14 protein-coding genes are annotated in these 21,074 nt (G+C 52.5%); 11 read left to right on the top strand and 3 right to left on the bottom strand.

Features of this window, described 5'->3' with window-relative positions; all coding sequences use genetic code 11:
• Window positions 1-271 precede the first annotated feature (271 nt).
• Entirely contained in the window at window positions 272-2,362 is a 2,091-nt protein-coding gene (locus C1714_RS13360) for a glutamine synthetase III family protein (protein WP_102343725.1), read from the top strand.
• 102 nt (window positions 2,363-2,464) lie between these two features.
• A complete protein-coding gene (locus C1714_RS13355) occupies window positions 2,465-3,463 on the top strand; it encodes a helix-turn-helix transcriptional regulator (protein ID WP_102343724.1) in 999 nt (332 codons plus the stop codon).
• Between the two features lie 61 nt (window positions 3,464-3,524).
• Here C1714_RS13355 and C1714_RS13350 read toward each other — a convergent pair whose 3' ends face one another.
• Entirely contained in the window at window positions 3,525-5,483 is a 1,959-nt protein-coding gene (locus C1714_RS13350) for a flavocytochrome c (protein WP_102343723.1), read from the bottom strand.
• Between the two features lie 490 nt (window positions 5,484-5,973).
• Window positions 5,974-7,116: an AI-2E family transporter gene (locus C1714_RS13340; protein ID WP_167850082.1), complete on the bottom strand. Its 1,143-nt coding sequence runs from the start codon at window positions 7,114-7,116 to the stop codon at window positions 5,974-5,976.
• A 307-nt stretch (window positions 7,117-7,423) separates the two neighbouring features.
• Between C1714_RS13340 and metK the strand changes: the two genes are divergently transcribed.
• The 7 genes from metK to C1714_RS13305 all read left to right on the top strand — a co-directional run bounded on the left by metK (window position 7,424) and on the right by C1714_RS13305 (window position 15,471).
• Window positions 7,424-8,515: a methionine adenosyltransferase gene (gene metK / locus C1714_RS13335; protein ID WP_102343720.1), complete on the top strand. Its 1,092-nt coding sequence runs from the start codon at window positions 7,424-7,426 to the stop codon at window positions 8,513-8,515.
• 98 nt (window positions 8,516-8,613) lie between these two features.
• Window positions 8,614-9,402 carry an endonuclease/exonuclease/phosphatase family protein gene (locus C1714_RS13330; protein ID WP_102343719.1) on the top strand — a complete coding sequence of 263 codons (789 nt, stop codon included), beginning with the start codon at window positions 8,614-8,616 and terminating at the stop codon, window positions 9,400-9,402.
• 120 nt (window positions 9,403-9,522) lie between these two features.
• On the top strand, window positions 9,523-10,119 hold the full coding sequence (locus tag C1714_RS13325; RefSeq protein WP_102343718.1) for a DUF6553 family protein: 597 nt from the start codon (window positions 9,523-9,525) through the stop codon (window positions 10,117-10,119).
• 8 nt (window positions 10,120-10,127) lie between these two features.
• A complete protein-coding gene (locus C1714_RS13320) occupies window positions 10,128-11,711 on the top strand; it encodes a response regulator (protein WP_102343717.1) in 1,584 nt (527 codons plus the stop codon).
• 5 nt (window positions 11,712-11,716) lie between these two features.
• A complete protein-coding gene (locus tag C1714_RS13315) occupies window positions 11,717-13,528 on the top strand; it encodes a sensor histidine kinase (RefSeq protein ID WP_167850081.1) in 1,812 nt (603 codons plus the stop codon).
• Window positions 13,525-14,469, top strand: coding sequence for a sugar ABC transporter substrate-binding protein (locus C1714_RS13310; RefSeq protein ID WP_102343715.1), 945 nt, complete (start codon window positions 13,525-13,527; stop codon window positions 14,467-14,469). The genes C1714_RS13315 and C1714_RS13310 overlap by 4 nt, the downstream gene beginning before the upstream one ends.
• A 12-nt stretch (window positions 14,470-14,481) precedes the next feature.
• Complete coding sequence (locus tag C1714_RS13305; protein ID WP_102343714.1) at window positions 14,482-15,471, top strand: galactose ABC transporter substrate-binding protein; 990 nt, start codon at window positions 14,482-14,484, stop codon at window positions 15,469-15,471.
• 791 nt (window positions 15,472-16,262) lie between these two features.
• Here C1714_RS13305 and C1714_RS13295 read toward each other — a convergent pair.
• A complete protein-coding gene (locus C1714_RS13295; RefSeq protein ID WP_102343712.1) occupies window positions 16,263-16,847 on the bottom strand; it encodes a TetR/AcrR family transcriptional regulator in 585 nt (194 codons plus the stop codon).
• Window positions 16,848-16,957: 110 nt separating this feature from the next.
• Between C1714_RS13295 and C1714_RS13290 the strand changes: the two genes are divergently transcribed.
• The gene (locus C1714_RS13290) at window positions 16,958-19,138 is read left to right on the top strand and encodes an ABC transporter ATP-binding protein (RefSeq protein ID WP_102343711.1); all 2,181 of its coding nucleotides are present in this window, start codon (window positions 16,958-16,960) and stop codon (window positions 19,136-19,138) included.
• Window positions 19,135-20,985 carry an ABC transporter ATP-binding protein gene (locus tag C1714_RS13285; protein WP_102343710.1) on the top strand — a complete coding sequence of 617 codons (1,851 nt, stop codon included), beginning with the start codon at window positions 19,135-19,137 and terminating at the stop codon, window positions 20,983-20,985. Before C1714_RS13290 ends, C1714_RS13285 begins: the two co-directional genes overlap by 4 nt.
• The last annotated feature ends 89 nt before the right edge of the window (window positions 20,986-21,074 follow it).

Genomic DNA, 21,074 nt, shown 5'->3' with positions numbered 1-21,074 from the left:
TTCCACAATCAGGATTGCGCCCGTGTACCTGTAAATCCAAAACTGGGCAGTCTCATCGCATATGTTTGAAAGCATTCGCTAACCGAAAAATTTGTAGATATCCCCGATATTTTTCACTTTCCGATCGAAATTCGGAATTTTTTATCGCTTTCATGAATATTTTTTCATTGTTTTATTAGAAAACAGCATTTTCATAATTTTCTGAATAATTTTTCATTGACCAGTTCCGCGATTCGATTTATAAACGAAAACAAGAAAGAGGAAAGATAACATGGAAGCACCGTTTGAAGAATTTGGATCACTCGTGTTCGATGAAAAAGAGATGCGGGAACGCCTGCCGAAGCCGGTCTACACATCGTGGAAGAAGACTGTCGCCAACGAGGGCGCACTGGACCGCACCACTGCCGATGCCATCGCTCATGCCATGAAACGCTGGGCTCTGGAGCATGGCGCAACGCACTATACCCACTGGTTCCAGCCGCTGACCGGAGCTACAGCTGAGAAGCACAATGCCTTCGTTGATCCGGGACCTGATGGCGAAGCCATTACTCATTTCTCCGGCAAGAATCTGATCAAGGATGAACCGGATGCGTCCAGCTTCCCGTCCGGCGGCCTGCGTGCAACCTTTGAAGCCCGCGGCTATACCTATTGGGACGTAACGTCGCCTGTCTTCATCAAGGACGGTACCATGTGCATTCCGACGATCTTCGTCTCCTACACTGGCGAATCGCTGGACCGCAAGAGCCCGCTGCTGAAGTCCGTCAAGGCACTCAGCGCCGCAGCTACCGAAGTTGTCAACCTGCTTGGTGACAAGGATGTCAAGTTCTGCAACTCCTATGTCGGTCTGGAACAGGAATATTTCCTGATCCGTAAAGAAGACTACGAAAAGCGGGCCGACCTCAAGATGACCGGCCGCACCCTGTGCGGAGCACCGGCTGCCAAGGGACAGGAACTGAGCGACCATTACTTCGGCGCCATTCCTACCAGCGTTGGCGAATTCATGAAGGATGTAAACAAGGAGCTGTGGAAGCTCGGCATCTTCGCCAAGACCGAACACAATGAAGTTGCTCCGGGACAGTTCGAGCTCGCTCCGGATTACGCTTCCTGCAATATGGCAGTTGATCAGAACCAGCTGACCATGGACATTCTCAAGCGCGAAGCCGAGAAACATGACCTGGCATGCCTGCTTGCGGAGAAGCCGTTTGACGGCATTAACGGATCGGGCAAGCACAACAACTGGTCCATCATGACCGATGACGGGCAGAACCTGTTCGCTCCGGGTGACAAGCCTTCCGAAAACATCCGCTTCCTCGTCTTCCTGTGTGCCTTCATCAAGGCTGTTGATGACAATGCTCTGCTGCTTCGCATGAGCGCAAGCTCCCCGGGCAACGACCACCGTCTTGGTGCCAACGAAGCTCCGCCTGCAATCATTTCCATTTACCTGGGCTCCTATATTGAGGATCAGCTCAAGGATCTGATGGAAGACAAGCCGGGCAAATCTGCCGATGACGCTGTCCCTGACTTTACGCCGATCAGCGGTCTCGCCTACATTCCGCATGACAACTCCGACCGCAACCGTACATCGCCGGTCGCCTTCACCGGCAACCGTTTCGAGTTCCGTATGCTCGGTTCTTCGATGAGTGCAGCTCTGGTCAACACGGTCATGAATACAGTCATGGCCGATGCCCTGAACGATATTGCCAAACAGCTGGAAGGCATCAAGTATCTGCAGGATGTCCGCTCCAAGGCACTGGATATCTGCCGCGGCATCATCCGGGAACATTCCCGCATCCTCTTCTCGGGCGACGGTTATTCCGAAGCCTGGGTCAAGGAAGCTGAGAAGCGCGGCCTGCCGAATGTCCACTCCTTCATCGAATCCACCGAAGTACTGGCGGATCCCAAGACCGTCGACATGTTTACGAAGCTCGGCGTCTATACGAAGTCTGAGCTTGCCGCCCGCAAGGCCATCTATGCGGAGCAGTACATTTCGACCATCAGCATCGAGGTACGCACCCTCCTGGAAATGGTGCATCACCAGATTCTGCCGGCAATGACCGCGGATCTCAAGGATGCAGGTGAGGCAGCTGCAGCAGCCGGCACAGCGGCTCCGAAGTATCTGACCAAGCATGTCAGCGAGCTATCCAAGAGTATGGATGAACTGGTCAAGACGGCCGACAAGCTGGAAAAGGACTTCGCCGCTCTCTCCCGGAAGCCTGCCGATGGTGAAACGGGCAAAGAGTTCTATTACACCATCTGCCCGGAGATGGAAGCTGTCCGTGCAGTTCTTGATACCTATGAAGTTTACGCTTCCAGGAAAAACTATCCGCTTCCTACCTACGAAGACATGTTATTCTCCCTCTGATTCTCCCTCCTCCAGGATTTATCTTCGTCGTGTTCAGCACTCTGTTTCGGCAGAGTGCTGTTTTGTTTTATACTTTCTGTAGTCAGAAAGGATCTTCTCCAAATGGCAGACAAGAAAGAACTTCCCTTTGCAATTCTCGAAATACTGGAAACCTTTTCCGATGAAAATCATATTCTCTCCATTTCCGATATCATGTCCCATCTTGAAAAGTGCTACCACCTTAAGGCTGAGCGAAGAACGATCTATGCCAACATCGACCTTCTGCGCAGCTTTGGCTATGACATCAGTACATGGGACGAGCAGCACAAAGGCTACTACCTGCGTTCACGTATCTTCAGCCGTTCTGAAATTCTGATGCTGTGCAACGCTGTACACGCCTCTCATTTCATCAATCAGGATGAAAGCGAAGCCCTGATCAATAAGCTTCTTTCCTTTTTGAACCGGTACCAGCAGGATCTCTACCGCAGCAGCGTCTACATGCCCAATCCGCAGAAAACGGAAAATGAGGAGCTGATGACGACGATCGATCTCATCGCCCGGGCGGTCAGGGACGGGCATCCGGTTTCCTTCACCTATCTGAAGTATTCGATGGACAAGAAACTCGTCCCGCGACGTGAAGAGGATTACTGCATCGAACCCCGCGGCATCGTCTACGAAGAGTCACGTCCCTATGTCGTGGCAACGACAGAGGATCATGCGGATTTCTCACACTACCGTCTGGACCGTATGCGCTCAGTCCGCATCGACAAAGATACGGTTGTTCCTACGCTCAATGAAAAGCAGAGCCGGCAGTTCAAGGACATCTACAACTATGCGCGCTATAAGCTGTTCATGTACAGTGACGAAACGGTTTCCGCCCGCCTCGTCTGCCAGAACAGCTGTCTGAATCAGATCATCGATTTCTTTGGACCGGAGGAGCTGACACTGCACAAATATGATGACGATCACTTTGAAATCAGTGTCAAAGGTTCCAGGACAGGGTTGTTGATTTTCGCCCAGCAGTACATTGACAAGGTGGTCATCACCTATCCGGAAAGTCTGAAGGAAGAGATGAGGCAGCGCATCGAAAATGCACAAAAGGCTTATCAGCAGGCCAATTGAAAAGCACCTGTCCACAATCGAACAGGTGCTTTTTCATGCCTGAATATTCAAACGGTACTGCTTACTTCTTGACGTAAGCGGCAGCCGACTCACCGGCAATTCCGCCGAAGACAACGAAGTCAGCGACTGCGTTTCCGCCCAGACGGTTTGCGCCATGAACGCCGCCCGTAACTTCGCCGGCAGCGAACAGGCCCGGAATCACATTGCCATGAACGCCATCGAGAACTTCGCAGGAAGTATCAATGGTCAGACCGCCCATCGTATGATGGATGCCCGGCTGAACAAGGATTGCATAGTACGGAGCTGTATCCAGAGGATTTGCGAAGGATACACGGTTGAAATCCGGATCCGACTGGTTTGCAACACACTCATTCCACTTTTCCATCGTAGCTGCAAAGGTATCTGCCGGAACGCCCATCGCATCCGCCAGTTCCTCATACGTCGAACCGGTTACAGTATAGCCGGCGCTGATGTATCCGGCAATGACTGCCGAAGCATCTACCATCGCCTGGTCGATGACGAGCCATGCCTGACCGTCCGTCTGCTCGTTTTCAGCATTCGATACAGCATCACGCGTACCAACTTCATTAAAGAAGCGGTTGCCTTCCTTATTTACGAGGATTGCACCATCGCCGCGAAGACCTTCGGTAATCAGATGTGCATTGCCATCATCATCCACATGAACTGTCGGATGGAGCTGGATCTGATCCATATCAACCGTACCGGCACCGATCGCCTCAGCCATCGTAATGCCCTGGCCCTGTGCACCGGCAGCGTTGGTTGTGATGTAGCCCTTCAGTTCCGGATGGTTCTGGGCAACAACCATGTCGTTGTTGGCACCGAAGCCGCCCGTCGCAAGAATGACTGCCTTCGCATTAACCGTCACATTGCCGCCATCAGCCGTTGTCGCATGAACACCTGCAACATTGCCGTCCGAATCCGTCAGAATCTGATCTGCCGTCGTATTGTAGAGAATCTCAACGCCGCGATCCTCAACGTTCTTCTCAAGGATTGGAACAACATAGGCACCGACAGCCGTCGTCTTGCCCTGGTCATTGACCGGGCGATGAATACGCTTGACCGAAGCACCGCCGAACTGGCCGACATTGTGGAGCGTAGCACCGATGGACTCGAGCCAGTCAATCGCATCCGAGCTGTTCTCAGCCAGCGTCTTGACCAGTTCAATATCGTTGATGCCCTTGCCGCCGATCATCGTATCGAGCTCAAACAGCTCAACGGAATCGAAGTAGCCTTCCGGATTTGCCTGATAGTCAGCCCACTGCTTCTCAACCGTATCCGCAAGAGCCTGGATATCCGCATTGTCCGCATAGTTCTCACGAGCACTCTTCAGCGTCGCTTCAACACCTGCCGACTCATCGAACTCATTTTCATCCTGATAAACGGTCTTGGCTGCGTTCATACCGCCGGTGGAACGGACGGAGTTGCCGCCTGCCATGGCCTGAGACTCAAGAATCACAACGGAAGCACCTTCATCCGCCGCCTTGATCGCAGCCGTCATACCGGCACCGCCGGCACCGACGATGACGATATCAACATCCTTGGTCACATCTTCTGCAGCCGCTGCCGTAGAAGCTGCTGCCGTCTTGTAATCATCCGGATTCAGACCTGCCGACGTCAGAGCCGCAGCTGCCGCTTCCAGAATTGCATTGGAAGTAATGGTCGCACCCGATACTGTATCAACTGCGATCGATCCCGAAGATTTGATCTCGCCCGGCATCGTATCAATTGCCTTGGAGCCGATACCCTCGGTCTCGCCTGCACCGGTTGCCGTCGCATCAACGATCTTGCTGTCTTCCAGTGTCAGAGTTACTTCGACCGGATTCGATTCACCGCCCATACCGACAGCAGTGCCCGTAAATGTTCCGGAAACGCCTCCGTCAGCAGATGCACCTGCATTGCTGGAGCTGCCGCATCCAGGCAGAGTTCCCAGTCCAATTGCCGCCGCAAAGAGTACACCGACGAATGTACGTGAGAATCCCTTAGATTCAGATAAACTCATTCTCTTTCCCTCCTGCAGTTATCCCTTTGATTTCTGCGGAAATATCCTAACATACTTTGTACCCATCATTTCACAAAGCTTTCACATTTCTTCTGATATTGAGATATTCCCTGTTCTTTCAGTTAGATCCTCATTTGCACCAGGGGGGGTAGTCATAGGCTTATTGATTGACGGTTTTCGCCATCCGGTTCCGATATCGCACTTTTCCAGTTGCGCTTAGTGCCATGTTGAGAAATAAATCGGTCTTTTCATACCCGCGGTTTGCCTTGGACAGGATGAACCGGATCAGATTCACCAGGTCTTGAAGATCTTCTCTGTTGTATTCTCCATGCATGCGCATATATATTGCTTCAACTGAACATGAAGGTTGTCGATCTTGTCAAACGAATATTCTTCCACACCCTTGGTGCAAATGAGGATTTTTTCAGTTTCATTGCACTTGTTTTCCGCCAGAAAAAAGCCGGGAATCATCCCGGCTGAACATGCATTATTACGAATCGATCTTCATGCGTTTTTCACGCAGACGGCGGTTGACGAAGTCGCGGATCAGGACATAGAAGACGGAGAATACCGGAACGCCCAGGAACATGCCGATGACGCCCCACAGCTGGCCGCCGATCAGGATTGCAAACATGACCCACAATGCCGGCAGACCCATCTGATCGCCCAGAATTCTCGGGCCGAGAATATTCCCGTCCACCTGCTGCAGAATCAGAATGAATACCGTAAACTCCAGTGCCTGTACCGGATTGATCATCAGCAGAATGAAGATGCACGGAATCGCGCCGATAAACGGCCCGAAGACCGGAATCATGTTCGTAATGCCCACAATGAAGGCAAGCAGAGGCGTATACGGAAGGCGCATGATCGCACAGACGATGCCGCAGACGATGCCGATGATCAATGAATCCAGAGCCTTTCCGAAAATGAAGTTGTTCAGCATCCGCTGACACAGCCGCAGAAAGTAAATCACGCCGCCGGCCGCTTCACTGTTGAAGACTGCATAGAGAACCCGTTTCAGCTGCCGCTTCCAGCGCTCCGAATCCATCAGAAGATAGACCGCAATGATCACACCGATGAAGAAGTTGATGACATTCGTCACGACGCTGACCGAATAGTTGAGAACCGTATTGAGAATTCCCTCGGTGCCGTTGAGCATGTTCTGCAGCATGTTTGATACAGTCTCCAGGACCTTTTGAACGATGCTCAGCACCGTTGCATTGTTCTGCGCAAGATTCTGCAGAAATGTCTCGAACTGATTCATATACGTATCCAGCGAAGAAACCAGCGTCTCAATCGAAGAGATCAGCTGCGGCGTCAAAATCGCGAAAAACGAAATTAGAACCACTGCAAACACCGCCATCGTCCCGACGACGCCGATCACCCGCTTCGTATGCGGCTTGAGACTGGTTTTGGCGAGCCACTTTGTTTCGATCACTCTTCTGAGCGGTACGCAGATAAAGGCAATCACGAATCCCCAGACAAAGGGAGCCAGCCCCTTGTTGATGGTGGAAAAGAAAGCAGCGACGGAACTGCCGTAACGGAAGAGAAAGAATATGCAGATCAGAATGATGCCGCTGATGACGTAGGTCCAGATCTGATTCCAGTTCTGATCAGGCAGTTTGAATTTCATAACGTTGTTCCCCTGTTTTTGTCTAAATCTTTGTTGTTTTTTCATTATATCAAAAGGGATCGATGTGTTTACACATCCCCTGATTTGTATATCCCCTGCGCGTTGACTCTAAATCCGTCAGATGATTGAATACTGTTGTCTTTTATCAGGAATGAGACAAGAGGGTCAGCTCATCGGTCTCATACCAACCTGCGCGAGAAAATGGAAACGTAAGGTGGTAACGCTGACATCGATAAAGAAAGAGAACAGATCAATACTCTTTCTAATCTTGAAGAAAAGACTTAAAGAAAAGGAAGGAGCATTTTTTATGTCCAAGTACTATTTTTCATCTGAATCCGTCACCAGCGGACATCCTGACAAGGTATGCGACCTGATTGCGGATTCCATTCTCGACGAAGCGATCCGTCAGGATCCGGATGCCCACATGGCTGTTGAAGCCACGATCAAGGATGATCTCATTCTTGTTTACGGCGAAGCCGGAACAACTGCAGATATCGATTACGAAAAGATCGCTCTCGGCGTCATGAAGCAGATCGGCTATGACGAGGAATACCATGTTCAGGTCAAGGTGAACAAGCAGTCTTCCGAGATCAACAGCGCTGTTGCCCATGATGAGATCAGCGCCGGCGACCAGGGCATCATGTTCGGCTATGCCGATGATGAGACGGAAGATCTGATGCCGTTTGCCATCGACTGCGCCCACAAGCTGGCCAAGCAGCTCGAGACGGTTCGCCGTCAGACACCGTTCCTGCGTCCGGATGGAAAGACCCAGGTTACGGCGGAATATGTTGACGGCAAGCTGAAGCGCATCGATACGATCGTCGTTTCCACACAGCACACGGCGGATGTTTCGCAGGAAGAAATCCGCAAGTGTGTCATGGAAAAGGTCATCAAGCCGGTTGTTGATCCGAAGCTTGTTGATGAGAATACCAAGTATCTGATCAACCCGTCCGGATCCTTCATCCTCGGCGGATCCTGGGGCGATTCAGGAACGACGGGCCGTAAGATTGTCGTTGACTCCTATGGTGGATATGCCCCGATCGGCGGCGGCTGCTTCTCCAGTAAGGATCCGACCAAGGTCGACCGTTCGGCAGCCTACTATGCACGTTATGTGTGCCGCAATGTCGTTGCCAACGGCCTGGCTCACAAGTGCCAGATTGAGCTTGCCTATGCCATTGGTGAGCCGCGTCCGATGAGCGTCAACGTTCAGACATTCGGTACCTCCAAGTACACGAACGAAGAGCTGCTTGACATCATCAACAAGAACTTTGACTTCTCCGTTTCCAACATCATCAAGGAACTGGATCTGCGCCGTCCGATCTATGCGACCACAACGAACTATGGTCACTTCGGAAGAGCCGGCCTGCCCTGGGAAGCGTTCAAGAAGATCGAGCTCTGATCCATCGCTCAATCAACCAATCAGTCAGTCAAAACCGTCCGCACTGCGGGCGGTTCTTTTCTTTTTGCATTTCATAAAGCGGGCTATAGAATGGGTATATGGCCGACTATTCCATCATGAGTCTCAATCTCAAGAACACCGGTCCCCTCAATATCGGATCGATGGCTTTTGAGGACCGTGTCAGTTCCATTGAGGAACTGATCTGCTGGAATGACCCTGATCTCATCGGGATCCAGGAGCTGACGGATGACATGATCCCCTTTCTGCCCCACACCTTCGATGCCTATCAGTTCTATGGAAAGGCGCGCGGCAATGAAGATCTCTATGCCAACGAACGCTGCTGCATCCTGTTCAAGAAGGATCGCTTCGACATTCTGTCCGGCAGCACCTTCTGGCTCTCGGATACACCGGATAAGTGCGGTTCCTTCTATCCCGGATCCATTTATCCCCGCATCGCTACCATCGGCATTCTGCAGGATCGCACAGATGGAACGATATTCACCTTTGCCAATACACATCTGGATCATGTCCTTCCTGCGGTGCGTACACGGCAGGCCCTGGTACTGCGCAATGAGCTGCTGAAACGCAGGAGGGGTGAATTTCTCATCCTCACCGGCGATTTCAATGCGACCCGTGTTTCGGCAGCGATCACGCTTCTCTCTACCCCGAGTGATCCGCTTGAAATCAAGGATCTCGCGCCAAGACAAGGGGCGACGATCCGTGACCGTTTCGCATCCACGTTTCACCGCCGCATGCCGATCGATCACATCTTTGTCTCCAAAAAAATGGACGCAAAGTGCTGCCGCATCATTACGAGTCTTTACATGGGCAAAGCACCGAGCGACCACTGCCCTCTGCTTGCCCAGTGTTCCTGGAACCATGACTGAATCTCCTGCGGGAGATTTTTATATATATCTCTGTCTTTTCCTTTCTTCCCCCAGGCACCGCTGCCCAAAAACTACCGGAGACATGTAAAATAGAAATTACAGAGTTCAGGGAAAACATTCATGGCAAAATCATCGCATCCGAATCTTTTTGAAGACTGGCCGTCGCACTATTTCGAGACCGATAACATTTTTGAGCGGGAAGCAGCTCTGCAGCAGAGGCTGCAGGCGTCCCCGGACCCCGCGGACGCAAGGCGGCTTGAAATACTGCATCTGCGCTACGGAACGGGAAAACGGGAGCGTCCCGACGGTTTTATGCGGGCATGGCTGATGCTGAAGGTCATGGCCTCCAACTGCTCCGGTTTCTCCATCAGTTCACGCAGGAAGGCGGAGCTGTATTCCTATCTCAAAGCCCTCGGAATTGAAGAAGGCAGCGTACCGGATGATGTGCTGCTGGAAGAATGGCGCGACTTTGCCTCCCGCATGATCGGCGCCTGCCGCAATGACCGTACGTACCGGACAACCGGCTTTGGTCTAGTGTCGGTCAGTGAAGAATATACCAATCGCAGAATTGCCGAAGAAATCCGGAAGTGCTTCCATGATCTTCCCGCTGAATGCGGCTTCCTTGAAATGATCGAACCGCTGTACAGGGTTGTATGTGAAGTCTATTGCGACCAGATTGAACACGGCAGCGACTATCTGAAACAGGCAGGAAGGTAACGGAGGCCATGACATACAAAGTATTGCTCGCAGACGATGAAAACGATGTTCTCGCCGTCATCCGCAGAAAAATTGACTGGGCAGCGCTGGGACTGGAAGAGCCCTGTGAAGCGTCCAATGGCGTCGAGGCGCTGGAGCTTGCCGAAAAAGTACAGCCCGACATTGTCATGACCGACATCAAGATGCCTTACATGGACGGTCTCGAGCTGGCCAGGCAGCTGCGCTCCCTCTATCCCGATATCCGCATCATTATCCTTTCGGGTTTTGATGAATTTGAATATGCCAAGGAGGCTGTTCATCTTAACGCCGTCGAATATCTTCTGAAGCCGGTCGACTCCGACTACCTCACCTCTATCTTCCGCAAGATCACAGCATCGCTCGATCAGGAACACGAAGAGAGACAGAACCAGAAACTTCTGGAACAGTACTACCAGCAGTCGCTGCCTCTTCTGCAGGAAAACTTCTTCACGTCCCTGGTTCAGGGACATATTCCCCAGGAGGAAATCAGGAAATACTGCGTCAGCTATCAGATCTCACTTCCCGGTCCGTATTATGCCGTCGCCATCTTTCATACCAGTTCCTCCGTCCTGCCGCAGGGCATGCAGTACATCCTGCTGGTGATGAGCGTAAGAAGACTTGCTGAAGAAAAGGTCAGTGAACGCTGGCAGCCCCATTTCTTCAGCTTTCTCAACAATCTGTGCATGATCGTATCGCTCAACAGCGAAGAAGAAATCCGCGATCTGACCGATGAACTGGACCGCTTCTGCCGCCTGGCAAAAAGCGCTCTGCAGGCAACGGTCACCTGCGGCATCGGCCACCCCTGTTCCACGCTTGCCGAAATGCCGGAAAGCTACAGCGGCGCACGGCAAGCAGTCTCCTACCGCGTCATCTACGGCAGCGGTCAGGCCATCAACATCGCCGAAGTTGCGCCGAAGGAATCGGAACTTTCCGCCACCGCCAGCGATCAGGAACTGCAGAATGTCTTCAAGCAGATGAAGCTCGAAGATCCCGAAGAACTCAGGCAAGCCATCAAGCGCTTTCTCGATACCAGCATTCCCCGCTCCTCGGTTGCGGCGTACCATCTGTTCATCATGGAGCTGATCGGTCATCTTGGCCGCTTTGCCCGCGACAATGAGCTGGATCTGGAAAATTCGTTCGGAAAGGATCCGACAACGATGGACCTACAGACGCGCGGCCCCGAGACACTGGCATCCTGGATGACGGACGTCTGCCTGCGCATGCAGAAGGAACTGAGCGGACACCGCCGCAGTTCGACGGAAAACATCGTTCTCAAGGCCAAAGACTATATCCAGGAACATTACAGTGATCCGGATCTGAATCTGAATTCCCTGTGCCGTGATCTCGGCGTTTCAACGTCCTATTTTTCAACGATCTTCCGCCGCGAAACCGGACAGCCGTTCGTCGGATATCTTACCGAGTTCCGCATGAACAAGGCTGCGGAACTGCTCATCTCCGGAAATGAAAAGACCTATATCGTTGCGACCAAGGTTGGATACAGCGATCCCAACTACTTTTCCTATGTCTTCCGCCGCCGCTATGGCGTCTCTCCAAGCAAATACAAGGGAAGATGAGCGATATGGGGCGACTGAAACACTTGCGATCCGCACGGCCGCGCAGCTTCCGCACCGTCATCCTCATTTCCTTTTCGACAGTTGCGATTGTAATGATGACGATGTTCGGCTTCGTCACGATGAGCCTCATCAGCCGCAGCACACGCACCACCCTGCAGGAGGCGACACAGAGCACCGTCTTCCAGGGGACTCTGAACATCGAAAACTACCTTTCCTCGATCCGCAGCACGTCCAACGCCATCTACTACGACGTCATCAAGAAAAGCGATCTCTCCACTGACAGTATCAGCGACAATATGCAGCTGCTGTATGCGGCCAATTCCAACCAGATCGTCTCCATCGCCCTCTTCCATGAGGACGGGACGCTGATCTGTGAAGCGCCGGATGCCGTAATGAAGCCCAACGTTGATGTGCGCGAACAGGAATGGTTCACATCCGCCCTGGCCAAGGTCGAAAACATCCACTTCTCCCAGCCCCACATTCAGAACCTGTTTGTCTCTCCTTCGCATACCTATCAATGGGTCATCACCCTTTCCACCGCCGTCGATCTGACCCAGAATGGAAAGGCGGAACGCGGCGTCCTTCTGATTGACATGAACTATCAGGCAATGGAGCAGCTGCTCGAAGAGACAAACACCGAACTTTCCGGCAGCTATCTCTATCTCATGGCCAATGACGGCACCCTGATCTATCATCCGTATCAGTCACGGATCCAGGCGGGCCAGTTCACCGAAGCCACGGAGACAGCCCTCCATTATCAGGATGGTGCCCACAGCGAAATCAATGAGGACGGAGAACAGATCGTCATCGTCCAGACCGTCTCCTATACGGGCTGGAAACTGGTCGGCGTCATTCCCCGCTCCATTCTCTCCTTCAACGAACGGGAAACACGCAGCCTCATCGTCATGATCGTGTCTTTGACAGCGCTGGCGCTGGTGATCATCAACCGTGCACTTGCGCGCCAGGTTTCGGATCCGCTGATCCGGCTGAATGATGCCATTGCCAACATGGAAGGCGTCAACAATCTTCCGCCCCAACTGTATGAAAACAGTTCCGCCGAAATCCAGGAGCTCGGCGCAACGCTGCACTCCTACATGGCACAGATCAACCGCCTCATGGATGAAATGCGCAAAGAGGAAGAGGAAAAGCGCAAGTCAGAGCTCGACGCTCTGCAGGCGCAAATCAATCCCCATTTCCTCTATAACACGCTCGACTCCATTGTCTGGATGATCGAAGACGAGAAATACAAGGAAGCCGTCTTCATGATCACGCAGCTCGCCTCCTTCTTCCGCATGTCGCTGAACCGCGGCCATTCCATCATCCGCATCGACAACGAACTGAAGCAGGCAGAAGCCTATCTCAACATTCAGCGCGTCCGCTACAAGCAGTCGTTCACGGCGCAGTTTGACATCGAGGACAATATCGGTTCCTGCCTAATCGTCAAGCTGGTGCTGCAGCCGATTCTCGAAAATGCAATCTATCACGGCATCAAGGAGGCGGAGCAGGATGGGCTCATCCGCATCCACGGCTACCGGAGCGATGATGACATCTATATCGATGTATCCGATAACGGCTACGGCATGACGCCGGAAGAGGTAGAAAATATCCTCATTGAAACCAAGCGCCCCGCCGTAGAAAAGCACGGATCCGGCGTCGGCCTGATCAATGTTGACCGCCGCCTGCGTCTGCGCTTCGGGGACAGCTATGGTCTCTCTGTAAAGAGCGAGCTCGATGTCGGCACAACGGTAACAATCCACATTCCCGCCATTGAAGCCACCGAAGAAAACATGACGAAATATGAAGGAGGCACACGATGAAACAGTCACGCAGTATAGTCTTCCTTCTGGTTGTAGCCGCATTGACGATTACGGCATTGATTTCCGGCTATCTCGCCGCCGCGGAACCGCAGGCACCCGTGCAGCGGGAAGTGACGCTCATTCTTCCAAGTGCAGCGGATGAGCGCTGGTCCCTGTTCCGCACCGGTGTACGGGCAGCCGCCAGAGAATATGACATTTCGCTCACCATCGTGAGTACCAATCAGGAAAATGAAGAGGCACAGATCGAATCCGCCATTGCAGCGGCTCCCAACGGCATCGTCGCAAGTCTGCTCAACGATTCGAGCGCAAATCTTCTGAACAGGACATCGACTCCGGCGGTGCTGATCGGTACCCGCGGATCCCTTGAAACCGGAACCCGGATTGCACATCTTTCGCTCAGCGCGCGGGCAGCCGGTGTTTCGCTGGCTCAGATTGCGGCTTCCGATTATGCGACGGCAACGGATCGAAAAATCGGCATTGTACTTTCTTCCACAGATTCTTCGGAACTGATTGAGCGGCTCGCAAGTCTCAATGAAGAACTGGCGAAGCACGACATCAGCGCCGCCTGGATCCTCAAGGATCCGACGCAGGCATCCCTGACCCGGGCTCAAAGCGAAGATCCTGTCAACGTTCTGATCGCTCTGGACAACTATGCGCTCGAAGCTGCCGCTGATTACGCATCCGCTCATCCGGAAGAGATCAACGGACTTTACGGCATCGGCATCTCGAATACCTGCATTTCCTATACAGACCAGGAAATCATCAGCCGGATGATCGTTCCCAATGAATATCTTGCCGGCTTCCAGGCGATCGAACAGATTGCGGCCTACTGCAGCGACCGCACGCCACTGCAGGACGGCACGATTGATTATTCGATCATTGCCCATGCCAACATGTTTACGAAGAAGAATCAACAGCTGCTGTTCCCGATCCGGCAGTAAAGGAGGTGTGAAATGAAGACTTTTCTGGAAACCATTGCCATTGTCCCGCTGCTTGTGCTTTCGGGCTGTACGCCTGCCGCCTCTTCTACTCATATTTTGAACATCGGCATCGCGGTCTATGATGGCGATGATACGTTTATCGCTTCCATTACGGATGAAATCAGCCGGCTGGCTCAGGCGGACAATGTCCATATCACCCTGAGAACCGCCCGGCGCTCGCAGCTCACCCAGAATGAACAGGTACAGGATCTGATCGATGACGGGATGAACGTGATCTGCGTCAACCTCGTGGACCGTACAAGCACTTCCTCCATCATCAATGCAGCAATGAAAAACAACATTCCGATCATTTTCTTCAACCGTGAACCGGTGGAATCTGACATCGACCGATGGGATCAGCTTTACTACGTCGGCAGCGATCCGGAGGAAAGCGGACGAATGCAGGGACAGATCGCAGCCGCCTACATCCGCGAACATCCGGAAGCCGACCGCAACGGTGACGGAACTCTGCAGGTCTACGTGCTGGAAGGCGAACCCGGCCACCAGGATACGATTCTGCGCAGCGAATCTTCGCTTGCGACCCTGCAGGATGCCGGCATCACGGTCGAAAAGCTCGGATACTCCATCTGCGACTGGAAACGATCCGAAGCGGAAGAAGAAGTAACCGATCTGATCAATGCAAGCACGGAAACAGAACTGTTTCTCTGCAACAACGACGATATGGCAGCCGGCGCCGTCGATGCCTATGAAGCAGCCGGAATCCCCGTGGAACAGCGCCCGCTGATTGTGGGAATTGATGGAACAGCAGTAGGCTGTCAGCTCGTCAGGGAAAACCAGCTGATCGGTACCGTATACAATGACTACCGCGGTCAGGCGGCAGCGATCTACCAGCTTGCCGAAGCTCTGGGTGGTGAAGGCGAAATGCCGCAGCTGGTCAACGGGCACTACATCACCCTTTCCTATCAGAAAATTACAATCGACAATGTAAGTGAGTTTGAATAGCAAAGCAAAAAATGCCTGGCTCTCCAAAAAAGTTGGGGGAGAAGCCAAAAACTCTGGGGGAGACTTTGGGGGAGATGGCCTGTTAACTTTGGGGGACACTTTGGGGGAGAAGCCCTGAAATGACCCTGCAATGAAAAATCCGGAATTTACCAGAGTTACAGTAATATGACTTTGGGCTTCCGGATTTTCTTGTGGGGCAGCGTGACAGTAGAAATGATTCCTCTGTCAGCGAACTGGCAGGCGTACTGTTTCAACGACGTTCCTACGTTTTATTTATCTAATGAGTTTTCCTGCTCGCGGTTCTGCTTTCTGTATGGTCCGCGCTTCTTTCCTGTGAACGTATGAACGTCTTCACGGATGCGAGGCACGGCAAGCATGGATGTCTGCTCACGTGTTGCCCAAAGGATTCTGTTGCGGGTGTATTCGAAGTTACTGACACCTCTGGATTGTCTTTTGAGATCCTTCGGTAGGACGTTGAATGCAGTAAAAACCAGGTCCCCCAAAGTTGAATTCAGACGGTCCCCCAAAGTGCTCCCCCAAACTTCACTCCCCCAAGGATTTTGGAGACCCNTGACACCTCTGGATTGTCTTTTGAGATCCTTCGGTAGGACGTTGAATGCAGTAAAAACCAGGTCCCCCAAAGTTGAATTCAGACGGTCCCCCAAAGTGCTCCCCCAAACTTCACTCCCCCAAGGATTTTGGAGACCCAAATGCCTGCAGGATGCCTATCCGCAGGTGTTTTTCTTCCTTCTTTGTTTCAACTTCGTTCCTGACAGGCTGTGACCTGATTATTAATCTTTGACTTGTGACCCGGTTCGTACCAGAACATCGAACTGATGCAGGCAGGTTTTCTTCAGATCAAGGGAACCGTCATTGACCGCCCAGATCTGAACCGCACCAAGAATCAGGAAGCCGCTTGTGTGCATCAGATCACTGGCGGGAACATCACTGCGGATCTCGCCGGCATTCTGCGCCTGCTCAAACAGGTTCAGAATAAGCATTCCGAACTCAGAAGGTTTCCCGTGACCGCCCATCTCCTTTGTGCCCGCAAGCTGCAGCTCCAGTGCCTTGCGCACAACCGCCCAGCCAAGATACAGGATATAATCCAACGTCCCGGAAATGATATAGCGCAGCTTCTCATAGGGGGAACTGATGCCGGCAATGGTATACATCATCTCATGAGCTGTTTCCTTCGAAGCATCAAAGAGAGAGACCAGCAGATCCTTCTTCTCACTGTAATAGTAATAGAACGTATTTTTGGAAATACCGCTGGCTGCACAGATGGCATTGATCGTCACAGCGTCATAGCCCTGCTGCTGAAAAAGGTGCAGAGCGGTATCACGTATTTTTTCCCGGGTTCCTGTTTCTTCCTTCATACGCCCATTTTTATAACACAGCCTCCAGACTCTGGCAATATCTTCATGTAACTTTATTTACACAGTTATCTTACCGTGGTACTATAAGCGGGTTTTATAGGAGGTTTTTCATGATCAAAGCACTTCGCTATCTGAAGCCCTTCTGGCTCTCCGTGATTGCGATTGTTGCCCTGGTATTCGGACAGGTACAGTGTGAACTGGCGCTGCCCGATTACATGTCCAGCATCGTAACCTACGGCATCCAGTACAGCGGAATTACCGATACCAGTCCCCGCGCCATGCGGGCATCCGTCTACCAGCATATGGAACTGTTCATGGATGAGGAAGACAAGGCTGCCTTCGAAGCCGATTATCAGCTGATCAAGGCAGGCAATTCCACTTACATCAATGACTATCCCGTTCTCGCTGATGAAGACATTTACATCCGCACCACCGATACGGATATCAGTGAGCTGACGGAGAAGCCGTTTCTCTATGTCTCGATGCTGGAAAACAGCGATGTGCTCTCTCAGCTGGGACTGGACAGTTCTGATCAGGCCTTTGCCCTTCTTGAAAGCAATGAAGCCATCCGGACACAGTTTCTTTCCGCTGCCGAAGAACGACTGTCCGGCTACACCGACAGCAATCTGTCTTCCGCTGAAAGCATGTTACTGAGGCAGGAATATACTGCTCTTGGCATGGATATTGAACATCTGCAGAGCTCCTACATCATGCATGAAGGCGGATGGATGCTGCTGATTGCGGCCATCGGATCGATCTGCGCCATCGCTGCCGCCTTCCTCTCGAGCCGCACTGCCACCGCCGCATGCCGCAACATGCGTGCTGACGTCTTTGCCAAGGTGGAGTCCTTCTCGACTTCCGAGTTCAACTCCTTCTCCACCGCATCCCTGATCACCCGCACCACCAACGACATCCAGCAGATCCAGCAGGTCATGACGATGCTGCTGCGGATTGTTCTGATGGCACCGATGATGGGCATCACATCCATCCTCAAGGTACTGCGCTATCAGGACATGGTATGGATCCTGGGGCTGGCAATCATTCTGATTCTTGCCATCATGCTTATTACATTCAAGTTCACGATGCCGAAGTTCACTCGGATCCAGAAGCTTGTTGACCGCCTCAACCTGGTGACACGCGAACAGCTCTCAGGCATGCTGGTCATCCGCGCCTTCAACAATCAGAAGACCGAAGAAAAGCGCTTCGACGACGTTAACAGGGAAATGACCGATGTCAACATCTTCGTCAACCGTGCTATGGCACTGATCACACCGATTGTCACCTTCCTGATGAGCGGCGTCACGATCCTGATCATCTGGTTCGGCGCAAAGCAGGTCGATCTCGGGGCGATGCAGATCGGCGACATGATGGCATACCTGCAGTATGCGATGCAGGTTTTGATCTCCTTTATGATCGTTGCCATGATCTTCATCATGATTCCCCGGTCCAGCGTTTCTGCAAAGCGTATCTTCGACGTTCTGGAGACGCAGCCTTCCATCAAGGATCCTGCTTCTCCCGTCCATCTTCCATCCGAAAATGCGCCGGTCACATTTGACCATGTGTCCTTCCGCTATCCCGGCGCCGAAGAAGATGTCCTTCATGACATCAGCTTCACGGCCAGCCCGGGCGAGACGGTGGCTTTCATCGGATCAACCGGATCCGGTAAATCGACACTGATCAATCTCATCCCCCGCTTCTTCGATGTTTCCGAGGGCTCGATCCGGTTCGGAGAAACCGATATCCGAACGGTGACGCAGAAGGAACTGCGGGAGAGGATCGGATATGTTCCTCAGAAGGGTGTCCTTTTCTCCGGAACCGTCGAATCCAATCTGAAGTACGCCGACGAAAATGCCGATGATTCTACGATTCAGAAAGCCCTGGAAGTGTCGCAGTCCGAAGAATTTGTTTTCCGCATGCCCCACCGGCTGCAGGAGACGATTGCTGAAGGCGGAACCAATGTCTCCGGCGGCCAGAAGCAGCGCCTCTCCATTGCCCGCGCCCTGGTTCGCAACGCTGACATTTACATCTTCGATGACACATTCTCTGCCCTTGACTATGCCACGGAGGCGAAGCTGCGCACACAGTTGACGGAAATGATCAAACAGACCCATGCGACCGTCTTCATCGTCGCCCAGCGGATCAGCACGATCATGCACGCAGACAAGATCATCGTTCTCGATCAGGGCCGCATGGCCGGCATCGGAACCCATGAAGAACTGATGAAGAGCTGCCGCGTCTATCAGGAAATAGCGCATTCGCAGCTGAGCAGAAAGGAGCTTGGCGAAGCATGAGTGAAAACAGAAAACAAAGACCGCCCATGGGTCATGGAAGACCCATGGGAACGGGCGAGAAAGCCAAGGACTTCAAAGGAACCACCCGCAGGCTTCTGGCCTATATGCGTCCCTACCGCTTCCAGCTGATTTTTATCTGCATCTTCGCAGTCATCTCGACGATCTTCTCGATCGTCGGTCCGAAGATTCTCGGAAACGCGACAACCCTGCTGGCTGAAGGCCTTGCTGGCAAGTATACAAGCCAGGGGTCGATTGACTTTGCCGGCATCTTCCGGATCCTCAGAAATCTGACCATCATCTATCTGCTCAGTGCCCTGTTCAATTACCTCTCCGGATGGATGATGGCAGGTGTCACCCAGAAGATCACCTACTCCCTGCGTGAGGAAATCAGTAAGAAGATCAACCGCCTGCCGCTGAATTTTTTCGACCGTCAGACGCATGGTGAAGTGCTCTCCCGCGTCACGAACGATGTGGATACCGTGTCCCAGTCGCTCAACCAGGCGGTGCAGCAGGTACTGACTTCATTGATTACGATCATCGGTATCCTCTACATGATGCTGAGAATCTCGTGGCAGATGACATTGATGGCAATCATTGTCATTCCGATCTCCGGAATCCTTGCGGCTGTCATCGTTAAGAAGTCGCAGAAGTACTTCCTCGCCCAGCAGTCGACCCTCGGCAGGGTCAACGGCCACATTGAAGAAATGTATGGCGGACACCTCGTCATGAAGGCATTCAATGGTGAAGAGCGCTCCATCAGCACCTTCAACAGGCTGAACAACGACCTCTACGAGAGCGCCTGGAAGTCGCAGTTCATCTCCGGCATCATGATGCCGGTAACCAGCTTCATCGGCAACGTCGGCTATGTCGGCGTATGCATCCTGGGCGGCTATCTTGCGATTCACGGAAATCTCGCCATCGGCGACATTCAGGCATTCATTCAATATGTCAGAAACTTCAACCAGCCGATCACGCAGACGGCGCAGATCATGAACGTCATGCAGTCGACGGCTGCCGCTGCCGAGCGCGTTTTCGAATTTCTCGAGGAACCGGAGGCAAAACCCGATACCGATCATCCGGTATCGATCCGTGACGCAGACGACAACCTCACGATCCGCGGCGACGTAGCCTTCGAAAATGTATGCTTCGGCTATGAACCGGACAAGATCGTCATTCATGACTTCTCCGCCTTCATCAAGGCCGGCCAGCAGATTGCCATTGTCGGCCCTACGGGCGCCGGCAAGACGACGATCGTCAAGCTGCTGATGCGCTTCTATGATCTCAACAGCGGAACGATCTACATCGACGGCATTGATACACGGAATCTGACGCGCAAAGACCTTAGAGACTGCTTCGGAATGGTTCTGCAGGACGCATGGCTCCATACCGGAACCATTATGGAAAACATCCGCTACGGAAAGCTGGACGCAACCGATGAAGAAGTTGTCAAGGCTGCAGATGCGGCCTATGTCGACCACTTCATCCGCACCCTGGAAAACGGTTATCAAACCGAAATCAATGAAGAGACGACCAACATCTCCCAGGGCCAGAAGCAGCTGCTCACCATTGCCAGAGCTTTCCTTGCCGATCCGAAGATTCTGATTCTCGATGAGGCAACGTCCTCCGTCGATACCCGTACCGAAATCCTGATCCAGAAAGGCATGGAGAACCTCATGAAGGGACGCACAAGCTTCGTCATCGCTCACCGCCTCTCCACGATCCGCAATGCCGATCTGATCCTGGTCATGGATCACGGCGACATTGTCGAAGCCGGAAAGCACGAAGAACTGCTCACGAAAAACGGCTTCTATGCAAAGCTCTACAATGCCCAGTTCGAAGAATCCTGATCCTTACAAAATGAGTCCCCGCCGCAGCGGGGACCCAATGGCATCAACCTAAGAGAACATGATTCTCAAGGGTTGATGCCTTTTAAATT

Source organism: Galactobacillus timonensis (genome assembly GCF_900240265.1).
In the GTDB taxonomy this organism is placed as follows: domain Bacteria; phylum Bacillota_I; class Bacilli_A; order Erysipelotrichales; family Erysipelotrichaceae; genus Bulleidia; species Bulleidia timonensis.
The sequence above is the reverse complement of the archived record's forward strand: the minus strand, read 5'-3'. Positions and strand labels throughout refer to the sequence as shown.